Here is a 20,174-nt window from a genome sequence, read left to right on the forward strand (position 1 = left end):
CGGCGATCCGAGCGCTCTGGCCATGGCGATCGGCACCGCCCTGGACCAACCTGGGCTCCGGGCCCGCATCGGGGCCGCCGGCCGAGCCCGCGTGCTCGAGCGCTTCACCTGGGCGGCCGCCGCCCGTGCGACCGTCGAGCAATATCGGACCGTTCTCGACGGCACCGGCGGGATCTGAGTGCTCTCTGTCGACTATGACCGGCTGGGCCTGCGCGCGGGCGAGCGGCTGCTCGACCTTGGCTGTGGGGGCGGCCGCCATGCCTACGAGGCCATGCGACGAGGCGCGCTGGTGACGGCGCTCGACGCCAGCGAGGCCGAGCTGAAGGACGTGTCCACCCTCATGGGCGAGCTGACTCGCCACGACGATGGGGCGAAGGATGGGACCGGCGCGGTGGTGTGCGCCGACGCCCTATCCATTCCCTTCCGCGACGGCACCTTCGACCGCGTGATCGCCGCCGAGGTGCTCGAGCATGTCCCCGGTGACCAGGTCGCCATGGCCGAGCTGGCCCGGGTCCTGCGTCCGGGGGGGTCTCTGGCCGTGACCGTCCCGAGGTTCGGCCCCGAGGCCGTGAACTGGGCCCTGTCCGACGCGTACCACTCGGTCGAGGGCGGCCACGTGCGCATCTACCGGCGCTCGTCGCTGCTCGGGCGCCTTCGCCGCGTCGGTCTCAGCATTCGCGGGTCCCATCACGCCCACGCGCTGCACTCGCCCTACTGGTGGCTGCGCTGCGCCGTCGGTGTCGACCGCGACCAGCACCCGCTGGTTCGCGCCTACCACCGCCTGCTCGTGTGGGACATCGTGCGGGCCCCCTTTCTCACCAGGGCCGCCGACCGTCTCCTCAACCCCCTCCTCGGCAAGAGCCTGGTCCTCTACCTGGACCGCCCGGCATGAGGGCGGTCGCAGTCCCCGAGGTCCGAGGAGTCCTGAGCGCTCCCGACGTGGTCGCCACGGCGGAGTCCATCGCCGCCGTGCAGCTGGCCAACGGCATGATCCCGTGGTTTCCGGGAGGTCACGCCGACCCCTGGAACCACGTCGAGGCGGCCATGGCGATGTCGATCGGCGGGCTCAGGACCGAGGCCGAGCGCGCCTACCAGTGGCTGGTGGACAGGCAGCATCCCGACGGCTCGTGGTGCATGTACTACCTGGGGGCGGGCGTGGAGCAGCCCCGGCGCGACACCAACGTCTGCAGCTACCTCGCCGTCGGCGCCTGGCACCACTTCCTCCAGACCGGCGACAGGGGGTTCCTCGAGACCCTGTGGCCCGTCGTGACCCGCGCCCTCGAGTTCGTGCTCGGGTTCCAGCAGCCGGGCGGGGAGATCCTGTGGTCGGTGGAGCCCGACGGCACGCGGGGGCGGTACGCCCTGCTGACCGGCTCGTCGTCGGTGTACTTCAGCCTGCGGTGCGCCGTCGCCGCCGCCGAGGAGCTCGGTCTGGAGCGGCCCGACTGGGAGCTGGCGGCCGGGCGGCTGGCGCACGCCGTGGCCTTCTGCCCCGAAGCGTTCGAGCCCAAGGACCGGTGGGCCATGGACTGGTACTACCCAGTGCTCTCCGGCGCCCTGGTCGGCGGGCCCGCCCAGGCTCGCTTGGCCGAACGCTGGGCGCAGTTCGTGATGAACGGACGCGGAGTGCGCTGTGTCTCCGACCGGCCCTGGGTGACCGCCGCGGAGACGGCCGAGTGCGTCATGGCCCTCGATGCGTCGAGCTTGCGCGAGGACGCGCTGCAGCTGTTCGAGTGGCTGCAGGCGTTCCGCCACGACGACGGCTCGTACTGGACCGGCTGTGTCTATCCGGACGGAGTGCACTTCCCTGGCGGGGAGCGCAGCACGTACACGGCGGCGGCCGTCGTCCTGGCCGCGGACACGCTGGCGGGGACGGGATCCACCGCGGGGCTGTTCCGCGGGGAGGGACTGCCGGCCGGGCTGGACCTCTCAGATCCCGTCGGCGACCCTACGCGCCACCCGTAGGCTGCCGCACTCGCGCTCCTGAACGAAGGCGCCGGACGCCAGCGCCCGAGACCACAGCTCGAAGGGCGGGCGGCCCCCGTCGGCGGGATCGGCAAACACGTCGTGGATGGCGAGCAGGCCTCCTTCGGCCACGTGGGGGGCCCAGCCTCGGTAGTCGGCCCACGCCGGCTCCTCGCCGTGGCCGCCGTCGATGAAGACGAGCGAGAGCGGGGTGCGCCAGTGGGCCGCAATCGTCGGCGAGTCGCCGACCACGGCGACGACGTCGTGCTCGAGCGACGCCCCGTCCAGCGTCCTGCGCCATGTCGGGAGGGTGTCCATGCGCCCGGTACCGGGGTCGATCAGCGTCGGGTCGTGGTGCTCCCAACCGGCCTGGTTCTCCTCCGAGCCGCGGTGGTGGTCGATACTGAACAGCACGCTCGACCCCTGTCGGGCGGCGGCGCCGAGGTAGATGCTCGACTTGCCGCAGTAGGCCCCGACCTCCAGCAGTGGACCCAGCCCGGACGCGCCGGCCTCGACGCCCACCCGGAAGAGCGTGAGACCCTCGTCCTCGGGCATGAAGCCCTTGGCCGCCCGGGCTCGGGCCAGGAGGTCGTCTGGCATAGCCGGCCCGGGAGGGCGGCCCGAGGGAGTAGCCGGCCCGGGAGGCCGGTCCGAGGGAGTAGCAGGCCCGGGAGGTCGGCCCGAGGGAACAGACGGTTCGACGCGAGCGCGACGGGACGGCGGCATCCCGCTCAGCTTGTCGGGAGGAGCGAGACGCGTCCACCTTGGCGCTCGCCGTCGACGGTGAGGCTCACTCGGCCAGCGCCACCAGCTGGCCTCCCGCGGCCACGTAGAGCTGGCCGCCGCCACTGCCCGGCGAGGCGAAGTGGTTGGCAGCCCCGACATGGACCCGCGCCCGGATGGCTCCCGTGGTGACGTCCAGGGCGACAGCGTCGCCGCTCTTGTGGTCGAGGGCCCAGAGGGCGCCGCCGGCGACGATCGACGATCCGGTGGTGAGCGAGGCGACCCTCCAGGCCACGCTGAACCCGGGCTGCCCTCCGCTGCCGAGCCGCAGGGCGACCAACCCGTCCTCGCACGGCACCACGATCAGGGGTGGGCTGTAGGTCGTGGCCCCGAGCGCGCTGCCGCACACCTGAGCCGAGTACGCCTGTCCGCCGACGCCCCCGAGGTGGTCGCTGCGCAGCAGGTAGCCGACGCCGGCCTTGCCGATCTGGAAGACGAGGCCGCCGCCCACCTGGAGCGGCGTCGTGGAGCCGAGGTCGAGGTCGTCCGCGTTGAGCTGCGGCGAATCCGTCGGTGTGAACGAGTCCAGCTGGTGAAGGTCGGGGGAGAGACGGATCACCGAGTTGCCCCCGTCGTAGCTCGTGGTGGCGCTGCCGTTCCCCGTGGCGACCAGGAGCGTGCCGTTGGCCGCCAGCGCCGCGCCCGGCGGGGCCCAGATGGCAGCCTGGCGCTGGGACGGGACCCGGTACACGAGGAGGGGGTTGCTGGGCGTACGCGCGTCCGCCCCCACCAGATACCCGTTGTAGGCGCCGCAGTCTCCGAACAGCCCGCCGAATGGCACGTAGACGCGCCCGGCCGACAGCGTGAGCGCGCCTCGCTGCTGCTCGACGAGCGGGTCGGCGCCCTGGGGGTCGACGACCGTTCGCGAGCGGACGGCGCCGTTGGTCAGGTCGAGCGCGACGAGCACGTGGCGGCCCGGGCGGACGAAGGCCACGACCCAGACGGTCCCCGCCGTCGTGTCGACGACGGGCGTCCCGGTGATGCCGCTGGGGTCGATGTTCCCGCAGGGGAGGTCGCCGCCGGCGACCGGCTGTCCCAGCGTGGTGGTCCACAGCACCCGGCCGGTGCCGGCCTGGACGGCGAGGACCGTGTCGTGCTCGGTGGCGACCACGACCCGATCACCGATGGCGAGGGGCTGGGCGTAGACATCGCCGGAGATCGGGGTGGACCATCGCCGGGTCGGTGTGGCGAAGGCCGGCGCTCCCGGATCGACGCCTGGGCGCGCCCCGTCCTGGTGGTACGTCGGCCAGTCGCCCGGCGCCAGCGGCGGCGCCGGGCCGGCGAGGGTCGAGGACGGCGACCCTGCGCGCGGTGTCGAGCTGCAGCCGGCCAGCAGCGCGGCGACGGTGAGGGTGGCGATGACGGCGGGGACCAGCGTCTGGCGCGTCGGCACGGCCCATCTTCGCCCTGATCGTGAGAGGTTCGCCGGTCGGGGCTGGCGGGGGACCGAATCCGTCACGCTGAGGACGATAAGTCGGCTCCAATCGTGGATGGTCGCCCGGCGAGCCTTAGCGGGGCCATCAGGCCGCCCCGACACAGGGAGCCCGTACCATGGCCGCGGCATGGAGATGTTCCCGGCCGAGACGACCACCGCGGTCAGGCGTCTTAGCCTGGTCCGCCTCAGCTCGGAGATCGCCCGGTCGGTGGCGACCGTCGGCAAGGTCGCCGTCGAGGGCGAGGTCGTTCAGCCGGGCACGGCCCGATCGGGCGCTGTGTACTTCACGCTCCGCGACCGAGCCGCCCAGGTCACGGTGGTGTGCCCCCGGGCCCGCCTCGGCCGGTGCCGCACGGTCCACGGGGAGCGGGTCTGTGTGACCGGCACCCTGGGCTACGTCAACGAGCGGGGGCAGCTGCAACTGTTCGCCGAAGAGGTGGCGCCGCTGGGCGAGGGGGCGATCCTGGCCGCCATCGCCGACGTGCGCCGGCGACTGACGGTCGAGGGCCTGCTCGATCGGGCCCGTCGGCCCCTGCCGCTGCTGCCTGCGGTGGTCGGTGTCGTGTGCGGCGCCGACGCCGCCGTCCGGGCCGACATCGAGTCGGTGGTCGCCGCCCGCTTCTCCGGCTATCCGGTGCGATTCGCCGAGGTGGCCGTGTCGGGCCCCGGCGCGGCGGAGGCGGTCGTCGGCGCCCTGCAGGCCTTCGACGCCACGCCCGCCGTCGAGGTCATCATCCTCGCTCGAGGTGGGGGCGACCCGGCGTCGCTGCTTCCGTTCAGCGACGAAGAGCTGTGCCGCGCCGTCTGCGCCTCGACGACGCCGGTCGTGTCGGCCATCGGCCACGACCGCGATCGTCCGCTGTGCGACGACGTTGCCGATCGCCGTTACGGCACGCCGTCGCTCGCGGCCACGGCGGTGGTGCCCGACGAGGCTGCGCTGCGGGCGCACCTCGACGGGCTGCTGGAGTCGGTCCGAGCCGACTGCACACGGGCGCTCGCGGTGAGCAGCGATCGTTTCGAGGCCATCGACCTCCCGGCCGCACTGCATGCAGGAGTAACGACCGCGGTGGAGCGACTGGACCGCGCCGCCGCGCGACTGCAGCTCGTCGATCTGCGGCGCCGGGTGGCCGACGCCGGCACGCGCCTGGCGAGTGTCGACTGGCGCTCCCCGCTGCCGCGCCGACTCGTCGCCCTCGACGGGGACCTCTCCGGCCGCCGCCGCACCCTCGATGCGCTTGACCCGGCTCGGGTGTTGTCACGGGGCTACGCCATCGTGCGCACCGCCGACGGCAGCGTCGTGCGCAGCCCCGCCCAGGTCGTCGACGGCGACGAGCTCGACGTGGCGGTGGCCCAGGGCCACATCCACGCGGCCGTGACGCGGGACGACAACGACGACGGCCGATGACCGACACCGACGATCTCTCGGCCCTGACCTACGAGGAGCTGGTGGAGAAGCTCGAGGACCTCACCCGCCGGATCGCGGCCGGTGAAGTGGGCATCGAGGAGGCGTCCGAGCTGTACGAACGGGCCGGCGTGATCCACCGCCTCGCCGCCGAGCGCCTGGCACAGGTCAAGGCCCGCATCGAGCGCCTCGACGGCTCCTAGGTCGTCACGGGACGACGGGACGCCGCCGCGGCGCCCCGTCAGCCACCTCCGCCGGCACCTCGATCTCCATGCGCAGCAGGGCGCCACCCAGGGTCTTGCCCAGGTTGTCGGAGCGCAGCGAGCGGGGGCCGCCGCCGCCGAGGGCGCGCTCCATCACGAAGTTGAGGGCCAGCACGTTGGCCGCCTCGTAGCGGCGGACCGGGCCGAGCACGAGCGAGCCGAAGTGCCGCTTCAACCGCTCCGCCGTCACCTCGGCTCGGATCGCGTCGAACGACCGCTCGTCATAGGCGAACAGGGCGACGTTGGAGATGTCGCCCTTGTCCCCGGCCCGGGTGCCGCAGAGGTCGCGCAGCTGGATGTGGGCCATCGCCGCGCCTCACACCTCGACCATGTCGATAGCCACATCGGCGTCAACCAGGGCCTTGTCGACCAGCGCCGGCCACAGTCCCATCAGTTGGGAGGGAGCGCCGCCCATGCCCCGGCCGGTGCCGGTCAGACCCCAGGGAGGCGCGGACAGCGCCATGGGAGCCATCTCCCGGCCGACCCGAGCCGCCGTCGCCCGGTCCCCACAGCGCCACGCCAGGCGCACGATCACCTCGGGCGCCTCGTCGGCGCCCTCGAGCGGGACGGTCGGGCCGTGCAGCGCATTGACGCCCCAGTACTCCTCGAGCCAGTCGTCGACGACGTGGCCGGCCAGCTCGACCCGCCGCCGGAAGATGGCCGCCGCCGCCCGGGCCTTGGCGTAGGCGTCGGGCCAGGAGAAGGCCACCCGGCTCTCGCCGCTCCATCCGTACGGATAGGTGAACAGCGCCTTGTAGGTGGGCGTCGCCGCCGAGCCCCGGACGCCCGACAGACGCACACGGTCGTCCCCGAGATCGTCGACGGACACCGAGGTGAAGTCGGCCACGACGTCGGGCGTCAGGTACGCGCCCGGGTCGTGCACCTCGTACAGCAGCTGGTGGCGCACGGTATCGAAGTCGACCCGCCCTCCGGTCCCCGCAGCCTTGGTCAGCACCGCCGTCCCGTCGGCCTCGCACTCGGCGATCGGGTAGGCGAAATTCCACGGCTCGGGCACCGTCCACCACTCGCCGGAGAGATTGCCGCCCGTCGACTGCCCGGAGCACTCGCACAGGTGGCCGACCACGATGCCGGCGGCCAGGCGGTCCCAATCGTCGGCGGCCCAGCGGTGCTCGTACACGAGCGGGGCCAGGAAGAGCGACGGATCGGCGGTGCGGCCGGTGATGACCACGTCAGCCCCGTCCGCCAGGGCTGACACGATGGGCCCGGCGCCGAGGTAGGCGCTGGCGAAGAGCAGGTCTCCTGGAAATGACGACCACGGCTCGCCCGTCTCGGTGTTGGCGAGCCCGCCACGCATGCCCGCAAGCTCCTCGACGCGACCAGTGAGGTCGTCCCCGACCACGGTGGCGATGCGGATGCCGCTGATCCCGAGCCGTTTGGCGGTCTCCACCGCGGCCCGGCCGGCAGCGACGGGGTTTATGCCGCCGGCGTTGGTGATCACCTTGGTGCGCCCATCGGCGACGTAGGGGAGGGCGATGGACAGGTAGGCAGGGAGGTCGCGCGTGTAGCCGAGGGACTCGTCGCGCTGGCGGTCCTTCTGCAGGATGGCCAGGGTGAGCTCGGCCAGCGCTTCGAGGCAGAGGTAGTCGACGCCATCCTCGAGCAGCGTGCGGGTGGACCCGACATGGTCGCCGTAGAAGCCCTGCCCGCCCGCCACCCTGACGGTCACGCCGTCGGCCCCGCCTGGCGGGCGCGATCGAGGGTAGCGCCGAGCGCAGGCGCCTCCCGTTCCGCGAACGCCCGGTTGACGTCGAGCCGTTCGAGCGTCTGCTGGAGGGTCCGCTGCCCGCTCCGCAAAGGATGCTCGGCGAAGAAGGCGTGCACGTCGGCGGCCAGCTCCGCCGGTCGCCACAGGGCGCTGACTCCGTCCACCATGCGCGGGATCGTGTTGTCCGGAAGTCTCCCCAGCAGCTCCTCCCAGCGCTCCTTCACGAACGCCCACGCCTGCGGGCCGCCTGCCCGGTTCCCGAGCAGGAGCTGCACGACGAACGGGGCGTTCTGGGTGCGCACCTCCGACCGGGAGAGCTCGAGCGTCCGAGCCACCAGGTTGGGCTCCTCGAAGCGACCCAGGGCGTACAGGTAGCGCATCTCCTCCTGGGGTGTGCGCGGATTGCGAAAGCGCTCCAGGAAGGCGTCGTACTCGGCCTCGCCGCCCGTGGACGCCACCACCGACACGACCGCCCCCGCCAGCTCCGGATCGAGGGGCGCCCGGTCGGCCAGGAAGTCGGCGTGCAGCCGGGCAGCGCGCTCCCGCACCTCGAAGTCGGCACCGATCGTCCCGAGCGCCTCCAGCAGGGTGGACCTCAGCGTGCCGGTGCGCTCGCCCTCGTCCGGCGCCCGCTCCCAGCCCACCGACCTGAAAGCGGGCGTCAAGAGGGACCGCACGAAGGCCTCCGATTTCGTCCGCTCGTCGTCGGTCGCCACCCGATCCAGGAAGCCGAGGGCCGCCAGCATCACGGCCCAGACGTCGGGGTCCTGCTCGGAACGCAGGCCGCCTGCCAGCTCGACGAAATCGGCCACCGGTGTGAGCCCCGCCAACGATGAGGCCCAGGCGTCGCTGACGAGGTTGAAGCGCTCGAGGGCGTCGAGGCGGCCGAGGTCTGCGGTGAGGCGGGCCAGCAGGTCGCCGGCGTAGCGCACTCGGTAGAACCCCCAGCCGCCGGCGTTGGCCACGACCCAACCGACCGGGCCCGAGAACGACGCCGTGGCGCCGCCCTCGTCCAGCAGCACCCGCTGGTGTTCGACCGAGCCGTTCACGCCCGCCCGGAGCAGGACCGGGACCCGCCAGCCCGAGCCGATCGCGCCAGCGTCCGCGCCCTCGGGGAGGTAGCGAAATGGTCGCTGGTCCAGCGCCAGGGCCTGGCCCCCGTCGCTCGGAGTGACGGTCACCACCGGGTGCCCTCCCTGGAAGATCCACGAGTCCATCGTCGTGCGCGCCGGCTCGCCGCTGGCCGCCTCGATGGCGTCCCAGAGGTCGGTCGTCTCGGCGTTGCCGTGGCTGTGGTCGGCCAGATAGCGACCTATGCCCGATCGGAAGGGCTCGGCCCCGAGATAGCGCTCGAGCATGCGCAGCACTCCGGCGCCCTTCTCGTAGGTGAGGATGTCGAACATGCCCTCGGCTTCCTCCGGGCGCTCGACCGGGAACTCGATCGGGCGCGTCGAGGAGAGGCCGTCGGTCCGCATGGCCGCGGCGCGCGACAGCCCGAAGGTGACCCACCGGTGCCAGTCGGGACGAAAGTCGTCGACGCACAGCAGCTCCATGAACGTGGCGAAGGCCTCGTTCAGCCACAGGCCGTTCCACCACCGCATCGTCACCAGGTCGCCGAACCACATGTGGGCGATCTCGTGGGAGATCACGTCCGCCACGCGCTCCAGCTCGACCCGCGAGGCGGCGGACGGGTCAATAAGCAGTACCGACTCCCGGAACGTCACTGCCCCGAGGTTCTCCATGGCCCCGAACGCGAAGTCGGGCAGGGCGATGAGGTCCAGCTTGTCGCTCGGGTACGGGATGCCGAACCACCGCGTGAAGAAGCGCAGGGCGTGGGCGCCGACCTCGAGCGCGAACGGCGTGAGGTGCTCCTTGCCCGGCACGTGGGCGATGCGCAGGGGGACGCCGTCGACGTCGACCGGGTCGGTCAGCTCGAGCGGGCCGACCACGAAGGCCACCAGGTAGGTCGACATGGGCATGGTGTCGGCGAAGCGCACCCGTCGCGCCCCGTCCCCGAGGTCGGTCTCCTCGGCCGCCGCGGTGTTGGAGATGGCGGTAAGACCGGCGTCGACGTCGAGGGTGATCGAGAAGACGGCCTTGCGGTCGGGCTCGTCCCAACACGGAAAGGCGCGCCGAGCATCGGTCGCCTCGAACTGGGTCGCGGCGATGACCCGTGGCGCGCCGTCGAGCTCGAAGGTGCTGCGGTAGAAGCCCCGCAGCTTGTCGTTGATCGTCCCCGAGAACGTGGTCCGCAGGGTCCACGGACCCGGTGTCGCCTCAGCGGACAGGGCGATCACCGCCCGCCCTGACTCCTCGTCCAGCTCGACGTTCCCGGACAGCACCGATCCGGTCTCGTTGACCAGCTCGGCGGACGCGATGGCAAGCTCGAGGGCGTTGAGGACGACCTGGCCGGTGGTCTCGTGCACGAGCACCTCGACCCGTTCCTCGCCGCTGAACGTGGCATTGACGAGGTCTGGGGAGATGACGAGCTCGTAGCGACGGGGCTCGACGCTGCGGGGGAGGCGGTGGGGGGTCTCTCGCGCTTGGGAAGTCTGCTCGGTCACCAGGCGGAGGCTAGTGGGACCGTCCGGGGGGCCGAACCGCCCACGCTATGGTCGGCGGGTGCCCGCCGCGCCGGATGCCACTGCCAACAGCACCATCGACGTCGCCACCGTCGGCAACGCCCTCGTCGACGTGCTGGCGCCCGTGGACGATGACATGGTCGCGGAGCTGGGGCTCGTCAAGGGCACGACGGCCCTCGTGGACCTGGCCGAGGCGGAGCGCCTCTACGCCGCCGCCCAGCCGATCGTCGAGGTTGCCGGCGGCTGCGCCGCGAACACCGCCGTCGGGGCATCCAGCCTCGGGAGCCAGACCGCCTTCGTGGGTAAGGTGGCCGACGACCGCCTGGGTCGGCTGTTCGAGGCCGACATCAAGGCCGCCGGCGTCGACTACGCCACGGCGGTGGCCGCCGAAGGGGCCATGACGGGCCGGTGCCTCTCGCTCGTCACTCCGGACGCGGAGCGCACCATGTGCACGTATCTGGGGGCGGCGGCCCAGCTGCGACCCCAGGACGTCGACACGGCGCACCTACGGCGGGCCCGCATCACCTACCTCGAGGGATTTCTCTGGGACAGCCCCGACGCCGACCGGACGCTCGACGAGGTCATGGCCCAGGTCCACCGGTCGGGAGGTCTGGTCGCTCTCAGCCTGTCGGACCCGTTCTGCGTCGAGCGCCACGGCGACGCCTTCCGACAGCTCCTCGGCAACCAGGTCGACGCGCTGTTCGCCAACGAGGCCGAGATCACCCTGCTGCTGGGCGTGGACGACATCGACGCGGCGGTCGAGGCGATCCGTCCTCTCGGTATCCTCGCCGCCCTGACCAGGGGAGCGGAGGGATCGACGGTCGTAAAGGATGACGAGCGCGTCGACGTCGAGGCCTATCCCGTCGACAAGGTCGTGGACGTCACCGGCGCCGGGGACCTGTACGCCGCAGGCTTCCTCCACGGCCTGACCCATCGGGTGGGCCTGCCGGGCTGCGCCCGGTTGGCGAGCCTGGCGGCCAGCGAGATCATCAGCCATCTCGGCGCCCGTCCCGAGGTGCCGCTCCGTCCGCTGGCCCAGGAGGCCGGTCTGCTCCCCTGAGTTGTCGGCGGCCTCGCCGACCCGGGCAAGGCCCCATCCCGCCGCCGGCCGTGCGCTCCTCAGTGGTCGGCTTCGTCGCCCACCTGGCCGGGCGGCAGGAAGCTCAGCTCGAGGTCACCCAGGCGGACCAGTGTGGATGAGACCCACCGGGCGAGGGCGCCCACGTGAGTGTCGAGGGACGACGGGTCCTCGAGGGCGGTCTCGTCGAGGCGGTAGGTCCCCTCGTAGGAGATCTCGATGGCGGCGCGGGGCCGGTCGTTGTTGCGGTCGAACGCCTGCTCGATGGTCAGGCCGCACCGGTCGAGGACGTCGCCACCCATGGCCGGGCCCTCGGTGGGAAGGGCGTCGACGATCGCTGCCGGCTCGGGCGCCCGGGCCAGGCGCTGGATGCGCAGGGCGATCTCCACCAGCATCTCCGGCTGGTCGTCGGGCGGCTCGCCGATCGACCAGGAGCGGTAGGCGCTCTGGCTCCACGTCGGCCAGTCCAGACTGATGTCGGCCCTGACCCGGGGCAGGGTGCCCTCTCCCGGCAAGCTGTAGGACGTCTCCCACGACAGGTCGCCGAGCAGCACGTCGACCTGGAACCGCTCCTCGACGGCCTGCCGCTCCAGCAGGGCCTCGGAGAAGCTCTTGCGCAGGGCCGCGATGACATCCAGAAAGACGTGGTCGAGCATGTCGGGGATGAGGCTATCGGCCCGGCGGCCGGCAGCGGGTGGGGTACGGTTCGATCCGTGGGCATCCCGTGGCTGCAACGCCGAGTGCTCGCCTACGCCCACAGAGGAGGCGCCCGGGAGGCGCCCTCGAACACCATCCTCGCCATGCGCCGGGCGCTTGCCGTCGGGGCCACGGCCCTCGAGATGGACGTTCACCCGACGGCCGACGGCCACCTGGTCGTCTGTCACGACCCGACGGTTGATCGGACCACGAACGGCTCGGGCGCCATCAGCTCCCTGACGCTGGCCGAGATCCAGGCGCTCGACGCCGCCTACTGGTTCGTGCCCGGTGACGAGGTGGCGCCGGGGCGGCCGCCCGAGGACTACCCGCTCCGCGGTCGCGCCCCTGAGGACGTCGAACTGCGCATCCCCACGCTGGGGGAGGTGCTGGAGGCCTTCCCGGAGGCGCTGCTCAACATCGACATCAAGCAGACGGCACCGAACGTGGAGCCCTACGAGGAAGCGCTGGCCCGCATGCTCATCGACCACGGCCGCGCCGACGACGTCATCGTGACGTCGTTCCAGGACGCGGCCCTGGTGGCGTTCTCGGCCGCCGCTCCCGACATCGCCACGGCGGCCGGCATCCTCGCCGTGGCGGGGTTCTGGCAAGCGGTGCAGGACGGAGTCCCGTCGCCGCCGATGACCCACGCCGCCATCCAGGTGCCCACCAATTTCGAGGGCGCAACTGTCGTCGACGAACGGTTCGTCAGGTCGGCCCACGCCGCCGGCGCCGCCGTCCACGTGTGGACGATCGACGAACGGTCGGAGATGGAGCGACTGGTCGGCCTGGGCGTCGACGGCATCATGTCGGACCTGCCCTCGGTGCTGGTGCCGACCCTGGCCGAGCTCGACGTCGCCTGGACGGGCTAGCGAGCCTCGGCGGTCTCAGCCCCGTCCGGTGTTGGGCCGCTTGCCGTGGTTGGCCTTCTTCTTGCGCGTGGTGCGGCGCTTGACTGTCTTCTTGGACACGACCAGGGAACACTAGTCGAGCCGAGTACCCTCGTCGCAGTGGAGCGCCTCGGTCTGGTCGGTTTACCCAACTCCGGCAAATCGGCCCTGTTCAACGCGCTGACCGGGGGAAACGCAGCGGTCGCCCCCCATCCGTTCTCCACCACGCAGACCACTGTGGGCGTGGCCCAGGTGCCCGATCCGAGGGTGGAGGCTCTGGCCAGGATCAGCCAGAGCCGCAAGATCGTCCACACCACCGTGGAGGTCGTGGACATCGCCGGGCTGGTGGCCGGGGCGGCGACCGGCGAGGGTCTGGGCAACCGGTTCCTCGGCGGCATCCGGGAGGTCGACGCCCTGTGCCTCGTCCTGCGGGCGTTCGAGGACCCGGGTGTCGCGGGCGACTCGGACCCGGTCAGCGCCCTGGGCGTGCTCGAGCTGGAGCTGGTGTTGGCGGACGTGGCCACGGTCGAGGGCCAGATCGACAAGCGTCGGAAGGCCGCCAAGACAGATCCCTCGACAGCCGGCGAGGTCGCGGCCCTGGAGGCCGCCCTCGAGTCGCTCCAGGCGGGCGTGCCCGTCTACCGCTCCGCGCTCAGCCCCGACCAGCGGGCGGCGCTGGCTCCTGTCTTCCTCTTGACCAACAAGCGGGTGCTTGCCGTCGTGAACCTGGGCGAGGACCAGGTGGGCGAGGCCGACGAGCTGGTGAAGCCGGTCGAAGCCGAGATGAGCGCGGGAGCCGAGGCCAGCCCGGGAGGCTGGCCGGGGAACGGACCGCTGGCGCGCAGCGCCCAGGTGTTGGGGGTGAGCGTGCAGCTCGAGGCGGAGGCGGCCCGCCTGGATCCGGCCGAGCGCACCGAGCTGCTCGAGGGCCTGGGTCTCGGCGAGGGAGCGCTTCCCCGCGTGGCCCGAGCCGCCCACCACCTGCTCGGGCGGCGCACGTTCCTGACGACGGGCGAGGACGAGTCCCGGGCGTGGACGTTTCGAGCCGGCGCCCGGGCGCCCGAGTGCGCGGGCGTGATCCACTCCGACCTGCAGCGGGGCTTTATCCGGGCCGAGGTGATCCGGTGGGACGAGCTGGTGGAGCTGGGTTCGTGGAACGCGGCGAAGAGCGCCGGCCGTCTCCGGGTCGAGGGAAAGGACTACGAGGTGGCCGACGGGGACGTGCTCGAGATCCGGTTCAACGTGTGAGGAGGAGCGCTTCGGGTGCCATGGCTCCTGCGTGACGGCGAGGTCCTGGCCACCCTCGAGGTGGCCGACTCCTTCGCCGACCGCGCGCGGGGCCTGCTCGGGCGGGACGGGATCGACGGGGCGCTGCTGCTCCACCCGGCGCGCTCGGTTCACACCATCGGGATGCGCTTTCGGATAGACGTGGCCTTCTGCGACGCCGACCTCGTGGTGATCACCACGAGGTGTCTACAGCGGCATCGGGTCTGCCTTCCCCGCGTCCGCGCCCGGTCGGTGGTCGAGGCCGAGGCGGGTGCGTTCGAGCGCTGGAAGCTGCGAGTCGGCGACCAGTTGGAGATCAAGGGTTGACCTCCGCCGGCGCCACCCGCGACGGGTCCGGCGCCGGGGGCGCCCTGGTCCTCGTCGCCACCCCTATCGGCAACCTGGGCGACCTGTCGCCCCGCGCGGTGGATGCGCTCCGGGAGGCCGACGTCATCGCCTGCGAGGACACACGCAAGACAGGCCGCCTCCTCGCTCACGCCGGGATCACCGACAAGCGTCTCCTCGCCGTGCACGATCACAACGAGGCCTCGCAGGCCCGTTCCATCCTGACGCTGCTCGATCGGGGGCGAAATGTCGCCGTCGTCACCGACGCCGGGACGCCCGGGATCTCGGATCCCGGTGGGCGCCTGGCGGCCGCGGTGGCCTCCGCCGGCGGCGAGGTGACGGTGGTACCCGGTCCTTCTGCGCTCGTGGCCGCGCTGGTGGTCAGCGGGCTGTCGACGGCGAGGTTCATATTCGAAGGATTCCTGCCCCGCAAGGGAGGCGAACGGTCCGAGCGGCTGGCGGCGCTGGCCGGGGAGCAGCGCACGATCATCCTCTACGAAGCGCCGCACCGGCTGGCCGCCACCCTGGCAGACCTTGTCGACCGCTGCGGTCCGCTGCGTCAGGTCGCCGTGATCCGCGAGCTCACCAAGCTCCACGAGGAGGTGTGGCGGGGAACCCTGGCCGGCGCCCTGGACCGGGCCCGGGCCGCCCCGCCCCGCGGCGAGCACGTGCTCGTGATGGCCGGAGCGCCCCTGGTGGTGCCCGACGAGGCGGAGGTCGAGGCCGCTCTGCAGGCGCGGCTCGGCTCCGGACAGACGGCCAAGGAGGCGGTCGCCGAGGTGGCGGGGGAGCTCAAGGTCCCCAAGCGGCGCGTCTACGACGCCGCGCTCCGTCTTCGCTCCTGACGGAATCCGGGCCGGCTGGCGAGGCGTCGTCGGTACTGTGAGTCGGCAGTGGCCCGCTTCTTCCTGACGACCCCCATCTACTACGTCAACGACGCTCCCCACATCGGCCACGCCTACAGCACCGTGATCGCCGACGCCCTGGCTCGCTGGCATCGCCTGCTGGGCGACGACGTCTTCTTCCTGACCGGCACCGACGAGCACGGCCTCAAGGTGGCCCAGGCGGCCGAGGCCAACGGTGTGAGCCCCCAGGAGTGGGCCGACCTCACGAGCGTGCGGTTCGTCGAGGCCTGGCGCCAGCTGGAAATCTCCTATGACGAGTTCATCCGGACCAGCGAGCCCCGTCACCATCTGGCCGTGCAGCGTTTCCTGCAGGCGGTCAACGACAACGGCTACATCGAGTTGGGCACCTACAAGGGCCTCTACTGCGTGAGCTGCGAGGCCTACTACACCGAGGACGAGCTCGTCGACGGCATGTGCCCCATCCACGGCCGGCCGGTCGAGCTGGTGAAGGAGGAGAACTACTTCTTCAAGCTCAGCCGCTTCCAGCAGCCGCTCCTGGACTGGTACGAGGCCAACCCCGATGCGGTGAAGCCCGAGTCCAAGCGCAACGAGGCCCTGGGTTTCATCCGCCAGGGCCTCCAGGACATATCGATCACCCGGACGTCGCTCACGTGGGGCGTGCCCGTGCCGTGGGACGACCGCCACGTCTTCTACGTCTGGTACGACGCGCTCATCAACTACGTCACCGCTATCGGCTACGGCGAGGACCCCGATCGCTTCGCCTCGTGGTGGCCGGCGGTCCATCACCTCATCGGCAAGGAGATCATCCGCTTCCACTGCGTGTGGTGGCCCGCCATGTGCATGGCGGCCGGCATCGATCCACCGGCCCATTTCTTCGTGCACGGGTGGCTGCTCGTCGGCGGCGAGAAGATGTCGAAGACCAGCGCCAACCAGATCGCCCCGGCCGATCTGGTCGCGGACTTCGGCGTCGACGCGCTCCGGTACCACCTGCTCCGGGACGTGGCCCTGGGCCCCGACGGGGATTTCTCCTACGAGCGCATCGTGTCCCGGTACAACGCCGACCTGGCCAACAATCTCGGCAACCTGGCGTCGCGTGTCACGACCGTGGTGGCCAGCAAGTGCGGCGGCGTGGGGCCCGCGCCCCGAGCCGACTCCCCGCTGGCGGCCGTGGCCGCCGAGGTCGTGCGGGCGGCAGCGGACGCCTGGGAGCGGTTCGCGCCGCACGAGGCGCTCGAGTCGGCGTGGAGGCTCATCCACGAGACCAACGCCGCGCTCGAGGTCGAGGAGCCGTGGAAGCAGGATCCCGGACCGCAGGTGAGCGCCGTTCTCGGCGACGCCCTCGAGGCGCTGCGCATCGTCTCCCTGCTGGCCTGGCCGGCGATGCCGGCTGCCTGCTCGGAGCTGTGGCGTCGCATCGGGCTCACCGGATCACCGGGCGACGAGCGCCTGCCCGAGGCCGCGTCGTGGGGCGGCTATCCCGCCGGGAGGGCGGTGGAGCGGGCGGCACCGCTCTTTCCCCGGCGCAAGGCCTGAGCCGGCGGTGTGGACCGACAGCCACTGCCACCTTCAGGACGCAGCTGATCCTCAGGACGCCGTACAGCGGGCGCGGGCGGCCGGCGTCACGCGCCTCGTCTGCGTCGGCACCGACGTCGAGCAGTCGCGCCGGGCGCTGGCGCTGGCCGGCGACACGGTGTGGGCCACTGTGGGTTTGCATCCCCACGACGCCAAGCAGGGCGTGGAGGGCGTCGCCGCCCTCCTGGAAGAGGTGGTCGACTCGGGCCGCTCCGCGCCCGTTGCCGTCGGTGAGTGCGGGCTTGATTACCACTACGACCACTCACCGCGGGCGATCCAACGGGACGCCTTCGCCGCTCAGGTGGTCCTCGCCCATCGGCACGAGTTCGCGCTGGTGGTGCACAGTCGGGAGGCGTGGGACGACACGCTCGCCATCCTCGAGTCCGAAGGCGTGCCCGAGCGCACGGTGTTCCACTGCTTCACGGGTGGTGCGTCCGAGGCGCGACGGTGCATCGAGCTCGGCGGCTTCCTGTCGTTCAGCGGGATCGTGACGTTCAAGGGCGCAGGGGACGTCCGGGAGGCGGCGGCGCTGTGTCCGGCCGAGCGGTTGCTGGTGGAGACGGACTCGCCCTTCCTGGCCCCCGTGCCGCATCGCGGCCGGCCGAACGAGCCGGCCAACGTGCCGCTGGTGGGCGCCGCCGTCGCCGAGTTGCGTGGGAGGACAGTCGAGGAGGTGGCGGCGTCGTCCTGGGCGGCGACGGCGGTGGCGTTCGGCCTGCCGCTCGACCCGCCGTGACCCTGGGCCGGTCGGAGGTGCTCGACCTGCTCGCCCGGCACCAGTTGCATCCGAGTCGGGCGCTGGGCCAGAACTTCGTGGCCGATGCCAACACGGTCCGGCGGGTCGCCCGGCTGGCCGGCATCGGGCCCGGGCAGCGGGTCGTCGAGGTGGGCGCCGGTCTCGGCTCGCTGACCCTCGCCCTGGCGGAGACGGGTGCCAATGTGACCGCGATCGAGATCGATCCCCGGCTGGTGCCCGTGCTGCGGTCGGTCGCGGAGCCCGCTGGGGTGCGAGTGGTCGAGGCGGACGCCATGACGCTCGACTGGTCTGCTCTGCTGGGGGCCGCGGAGGGATCGGGCGGCTGGGTGCTTGTCGCCAACCTGCCGTACAACGTCGCCACCCCGCTGGTCGCCCGGCTCCTCGACGAGGTGCCGGCGATCGCCCGCATGGTGGTGATGGTCCAGCGCGAGGTGGGAGAGCGTCTGGCTGCGGGAGTAGGCGACCCCGCCTACGGTGCGGTGTCGGTGAAGGTGGCGTACTGGGCGATGGCGGCGGTCGTGGGCCGAGTGCCGTCGACGGTCTTCGTGCCCCGGCCGAAGGTGGAGTCGGTGCTGGTGTCGATCGACCGCCGCCCTTCGCCGGCGGTCGATCCCGGCATTGTGGCGCCCGAGCGCCTCTTCGCTCTCGTCCGGGCCGGGTTCGGGCAGCGGCGCAAGATGCTCCGGCGCTCCCTGGCCGGGCTGGTCGACGCGGCCGTCTTCGAGGGCGCCGACATCCGGCCCGAGGCCAGGGCCGAGGACCTCGACGTCGTGGCGTGGGGAAGGCTGGCGGCGTGCAGCGCGCCCTCGCCAAGCTGACCCGCTCGCTGCGGGTTGTTGGCGTTCGGGACGACGGATTTCATCTGATCGAGGCAGAGATGCTCACTCTGGACCTGGCCGACACGCTCACGTTCGGGCCGGGCGACGGCCTCGAGGTGGTTGGGCCGGCAGGGGGCGCTGCTGTTCCGGGAGACGAGGACAACCTCGTGCGGCGGGCCCTGGCCGCGGTGGGGCGGACCGCGCGCGTGCGCCTGGAGAAGCGAATCCCCGCGGGGGCCGGTCTGGGCGGGGGGTCGGCTGACGCCGCTGCCGTGTTGCGGTGGGCCGGCGTGTCGGATCCGGTGGTCGCGTGCGCGATTGGCGCCGATGTGCCCTTCTGCGTGGTCGGCGGGCGCGCCCTGGTGTCCGGTGTCGGGGAGGTGGTCGAGCCGATGGAGTTCGAGGACCGCGCGTTCGTGCTTCTCACGCCGCCGTTCGGCGTCTCGACGGCCGTGGTGTACCGGGCCTGGGACTCGCTCGGTGGGCCTTCGGGGGAGGGCGCCAACGACATGGAGAGGCCCGCGCTGATGGTCGAGCCCCGCCTGGTCCGGTGGCAAGAGGCCCTGGGCGAGCTCACGGGGCGCGTCCCTGTGCTGGCGGGCAGCGGCTCGACGTGGTTCGTGGAGGGGTCAGCAGGCGAGCTGGGCGTCCGGCCGGGGACGGCGGTCGGGATCGACGGTGGGATCGCCCGGATCGTCGAAGTCCGCACCGAGCTCCCGTCGGCGAAAGACCCCTAGCCGCCGCGGCTATGCCGCTGGAGCGACCCCGACCCCGACCCCGGCCCCACCCCTGGACCCAGTCCTGGCCCCGGCCGGAGGTGCCGGTTGGAGCGGCCCTCAGCTCGGCGGCTAGTGTGTTTCTCTTGTGGGTTCGCTGATAAAGAAGCGTCGAAAGCGCATGCGCAAGAAGAAGCACAAGAAGATGCTCAAGGCGACCCGCTGGCAGCGCCGCTCTGGTCGTTAGTCCAGCAGCCTTGGCGGCTCCTTCGAGCACCGCGGTGTCCATCGGATCCTGATCGTGAAGCTTGGCCTGCACCTCCCGGACTTCACGTGGCCGAACGGCCCGTCCAGGCTGGCGTCCGATCTCGGGGCCGTGGCGCAGGCGGCGGACAACGCCGGCTTCGACCGCCTGAGTGTCATGGACCACGTGTGGCAGATCGGCAATGTCGGCCCGCCTGAGCACGAGATGCTCGAGGCCTACACGACGCTGGGCTTCTTGGCCGCTCACACCACCCGGATAAAGCTTCTGACGTTGGTCACTGCCGTCGTATACCGGGAGCCCGGTTTGTTGGCCAAGATCGTGACGACGCTTGACGTGCTGTCGGGGGGGCGGGCCATGGCCGGTATCGGCGCCGCTTGGAACGAGGCAGAGTCACGGGGGTTGGGGCTGCCGTTCCCACCCACTGCCGAGCGCTTCGAGCGCTTGGAGGAGGCCCTGCAGATTCTCCAGCAGATGTGGAGTGGTGACGACGCCCCGTTCGCTGGAGCGCACTATCACCTGGAGCGAACCCTCAACTCACCCCAGGCGCTGTCCCAGCCCTGTCCGCCCATCCTCATCGGCGGCTCCGGCGAGCGGAAGACCCTGCGCCTCGTGGCCCGGTACGCACAGGCGTGCAACCTTTTTCCCGGCCCCGATCTGGACCACAAGCTGGACGTGCTGCGTCGTCACTGCGAGAGCGAGGGGCGGGACTACGACGAGATCGAGAAGACGGCGCTGTTCAACTTCGACGTCGG

21 protein-coding genes are annotated in these 20,174 nt (G+C 71.9%); 15 read left to right on the forward strand and 6 right to left on the reverse strand.

The window, feature by feature from the left end:
* Positions 1-178: 178 nt before the first annotated feature.
* Positions 179-892, forward strand: coding sequence for a class I SAM-dependent methyltransferase (locus VGF64_06300; GenBank protein ID HEY1634350.1), 714 nt, complete (start codon positions 179-181; stop codon positions 890-892).
* Positions 889-1,965 (forward strand): hypothetical protein, encoded by a 1,077-nt coding sequence (locus tag VGF64_06305; protein HEY1634351.1) that lies wholly within the window; start codon positions 889-891, stop codon positions 1,963-1,965. Before VGF64_06300 ends, VGF64_06305 begins: the two co-directional genes overlap by 4 nt.
* On the opposite strand, the gene VGF64_06310 is transcribed toward VGF64_06305, so the two are convergent.
* Both VGF64_06310 and VGF64_06315 read right to left on the reverse strand, forming a co-directional pair.
* The gene (locus VGF64_06310) at positions 1,930-2,565 is read right to left on the reverse strand and encodes a class I SAM-dependent methyltransferase (protein HEY1634352.1); all 636 of its coding nucleotides are present in this window, start codon (positions 2,563-2,565) and stop codon (positions 1,930-1,932) included. The genes VGF64_06305 and VGF64_06310 overlap by 36 nt on opposite strands.
* Before the next feature lie 190 nt (positions 2,566-2,755).
* Positions 2,756-4,141: a PQQ-binding-like beta-propeller repeat protein gene (locus VGF64_06315; GenBank protein HEY1634353.1), complete on the reverse strand. Its 1,386-nt coding sequence runs from the start codon at positions 4,139-4,141 to the stop codon at positions 2,756-2,758.
* Positions 4,142-4,310: 169 nt separating this feature from the next.
* On the opposite strand from VGF64_06315, the gene xseA reads away from it, so the two are divergent.
* The gene (xseA, locus tag VGF64_06320; GenBank protein ID HEY1634354.1) at positions 4,311-5,588 is read left to right on the forward strand and encodes an exodeoxyribonuclease VII large subunit; all 1,278 of its coding nucleotides are present in this window, start codon (positions 4,311-4,313) and stop codon (positions 5,586-5,588) included.
* Positions 5,585-5,788 carry an exodeoxyribonuclease VII small subunit gene (gene xseB / locus VGF64_06325; protein ID HEY1634355.1) on the forward strand — a complete coding sequence of 68 codons (204 nt, stop codon included), beginning with the start codon at positions 5,585-5,587 and terminating at the stop codon, positions 5,786-5,788. The genes xseA and xseB overlap by 4 nt, the downstream gene beginning before the upstream one ends.
* 4 nt (positions 5,789-5,792) lie before the next feature.
* On the opposite strand, the gene VGF64_06330 is transcribed toward xseB, so the two are convergent.
* The 3 genes from VGF64_06330 to VGF64_06340 are packed head-to-tail and all read right to left on the reverse strand — an operon-like array spanning position 5,793 to position 10,138.
* Positions 5,793-6,155 carry a hypothetical protein gene (locus tag VGF64_06330; protein HEY1634356.1) on the reverse strand — a complete coding sequence of 121 codons (363 nt, stop codon included), beginning with the start codon at positions 6,153-6,155 and terminating at the stop codon, positions 5,793-5,795.
* A gap of 9 nt (positions 6,156-6,164) precedes the next feature.
* On the reverse strand, positions 6,165-7,535 hold the full coding sequence (locus tag VGF64_06335) for an acyclic terpene utilization AtuA family protein (protein ID HEY1634357.1): 1,371 nt from the start codon (positions 7,533-7,535) through the stop codon (positions 6,165-6,167).
* Positions 7,532-10,138 carry a M1 family metallopeptidase gene (locus tag VGF64_06340; GenBank protein HEY1634358.1) on the reverse strand — a complete coding sequence of 869 codons (2,607 nt, stop codon included), beginning with the start codon at positions 10,136-10,138 and terminating at the stop codon, positions 7,532-7,534. The genes VGF64_06335 and VGF64_06340 overlap by 4 nt, the downstream gene beginning before the upstream one ends.
* Positions 10,139-10,196: 58 nt before the next feature.
* Here VGF64_06340 and VGF64_06345 point away from each other — a divergent pair, with 58 nt between their 5' ends.
* Positions 10,197-11,216: an adenosine kinase gene (locus tag VGF64_06345; GenBank protein ID HEY1634359.1), complete on the forward strand. Its 1,020-nt coding sequence runs from the start codon at positions 10,197-10,199 to the stop codon at positions 11,214-11,216.
* Between the two features lie 59 nt (positions 11,217-11,275).
* Here VGF64_06345 and VGF64_06350 read toward each other — a convergent pair whose 3' ends face one another.
* Positions 11,276-11,890, reverse strand: a complete 615-nt coding sequence (locus tag VGF64_06350; GenBank protein ID HEY1634360.1) for a hypothetical protein — start codon at positions 11,888-11,890, stop codon at positions 11,276-11,278.
* A 57-nt stretch (positions 11,891-11,947) separates the two neighbouring features.
* Between VGF64_06350 and VGF64_06355 the strand changes: the two genes are divergently transcribed.
* From VGF64_06355 to VGF64_06400, 10 genes are all read left to right on the forward strand, one after another.
* The gene (locus VGF64_06355; protein HEY1634361.1) at positions 11,948-12,799 is read left to right on the forward strand and encodes a glycerophosphodiester phosphodiesterase; all 852 of its coding nucleotides are present in this window, start codon (positions 11,948-11,950) and stop codon (positions 12,797-12,799) included.
* 138 nt (positions 12,800-12,937) lie between these two features.
* Positions 12,938-14,065: a redox-regulated ATPase YchF gene (ychF, locus tag VGF64_06360; protein HEY1634362.1), complete on the forward strand. Its 1,128-nt coding sequence runs from the start codon at positions 12,938-12,940 to the stop codon at positions 14,063-14,065.
* 15 nt (positions 14,066-14,080) lie between these two features.
* Positions 14,081-14,410, forward strand: coding sequence for a DUF192 domain-containing protein (locus VGF64_06365; GenBank protein HEY1634363.1), 330 nt, complete (start codon positions 14,081-14,083; stop codon positions 14,408-14,410).
* Positions 14,407-15,273 (forward strand): 16S rRNA (cytidine(1402)-2'-O)-methyltransferase, encoded by an 867-nt coding sequence (rsmI, locus tag VGF64_06370; GenBank protein ID HEY1634364.1) that lies wholly within the window; start codon positions 14,407-14,409, stop codon positions 15,271-15,273. Before VGF64_06365 ends, rsmI begins: the two co-directional genes overlap by 4 nt.
* Positions 15,274-15,321: 48 nt before the next feature.
* Positions 15,322-16,827 (forward strand): methionine--tRNA ligase, encoded by a 1,506-nt coding sequence (gene metG, locus VGF64_06375; GenBank protein HEY1634365.1) that lies wholly within the window; start codon positions 15,322-15,324, stop codon positions 16,825-16,827.
* A gap of 7 nt (positions 16,828-16,834) precedes the next feature.
* A complete protein-coding gene (locus VGF64_06380) occupies positions 16,835-17,602 on the forward strand; it encodes a TatD family hydrolase (protein ID HEY1634366.1) in 768 nt (255 codons plus the stop codon).
* Positions 17,599-18,441 carry a 16S rRNA (adenine(1518)-N(6)/adenine(1519)-N(6))-dimethyltransferase RsmA gene (gene rsmA / locus VGF64_06385; GenBank protein HEY1634367.1) on the forward strand — a complete coding sequence of 281 codons (843 nt, stop codon included), beginning with the start codon at positions 17,599-17,601 and terminating at the stop codon, positions 18,439-18,441. The genes VGF64_06380 and rsmA overlap by 4 nt, the downstream gene beginning before the upstream one ends.
* Positions 18,417-19,178, forward strand: coding sequence for a 4-(cytidine 5'-diphospho)-2-C-methyl-D-erythritol kinase (locus VGF64_06390; protein HEY1634368.1), 762 nt, complete (start codon positions 18,417-18,419; stop codon positions 19,176-19,178). The genes rsmA and VGF64_06390 overlap by 25 nt, the downstream gene beginning before the upstream one ends.
* 127 nt (positions 19,179-19,305) lie before the next feature.
* The gene (locus VGF64_06395) at positions 19,306-19,404 is read left to right on the forward strand and encodes an AURKAIP1/COX24 domain-containing protein (protein ID HEY1634369.1); all 99 of its coding nucleotides are present in this window, start codon (positions 19,306-19,308) and stop codon (positions 19,402-19,404) included.
* A gap of 54 nt (positions 19,405-19,458) precedes the next feature.
* Positions 19,459-20,174: LLM class F420-dependent oxidoreductase (locus VGF64_06400; protein HEY1634370.1), on the forward strand; the 716-nt coding region annotated here is incomplete at its 3' end.

The organism is Acidimicrobiales bacterium (genome assembly GCA_036491125.1).
GTDB lineage: Bacteria > Actinomycetota > Acidimicrobiia > Acidimicrobiales > AC-9 > AC-9.

Bases quoted from the DNA above. Each gene is read 5' to 3' on its own strand.
- xseB (HEY1634355.1), top strand. From the start codon at position 5,585: ATGACCGACACCGACGATCTCTCGGCCCTGACCTACGAGGAGCTGGTG.
- VGF64_06330 (HEY1634356.1), bottom strand. From the start codon at position 6,155: ATGGCCCACATCCAGCTGCGCGACCTCTGCGGCACCCGGGCCGGGGAC.
- VGF64_06310 (HEY1634352.1), bottom strand. From the start codon at position 2,565: ATGCCAGACGACCTCCTGGCCCGAGCCCGGGCGGCCAAGGGCTTCATG.
- VGF64_06305 (HEY1634351.1), top strand. From the start codon at position 889: ATGAGGGCGGTCGCAGTCCCCGAGGTCCGAGGAGTCCTGAGCGCTCCC.
- VGF64_06350 (HEY1634360.1), bottom strand. From the start codon at position 11,890: ATGCTCGACCACGTCTTTCTGGATGTCATCGCGGCCCTGCGCAAGAGC.
- xseA (HEY1634354.1), top strand. From the start codon at position 4,311: ATGGAGATGTTCCCGGCCGAGACGACCACCGCGGTCAGGCGTCTTAGC.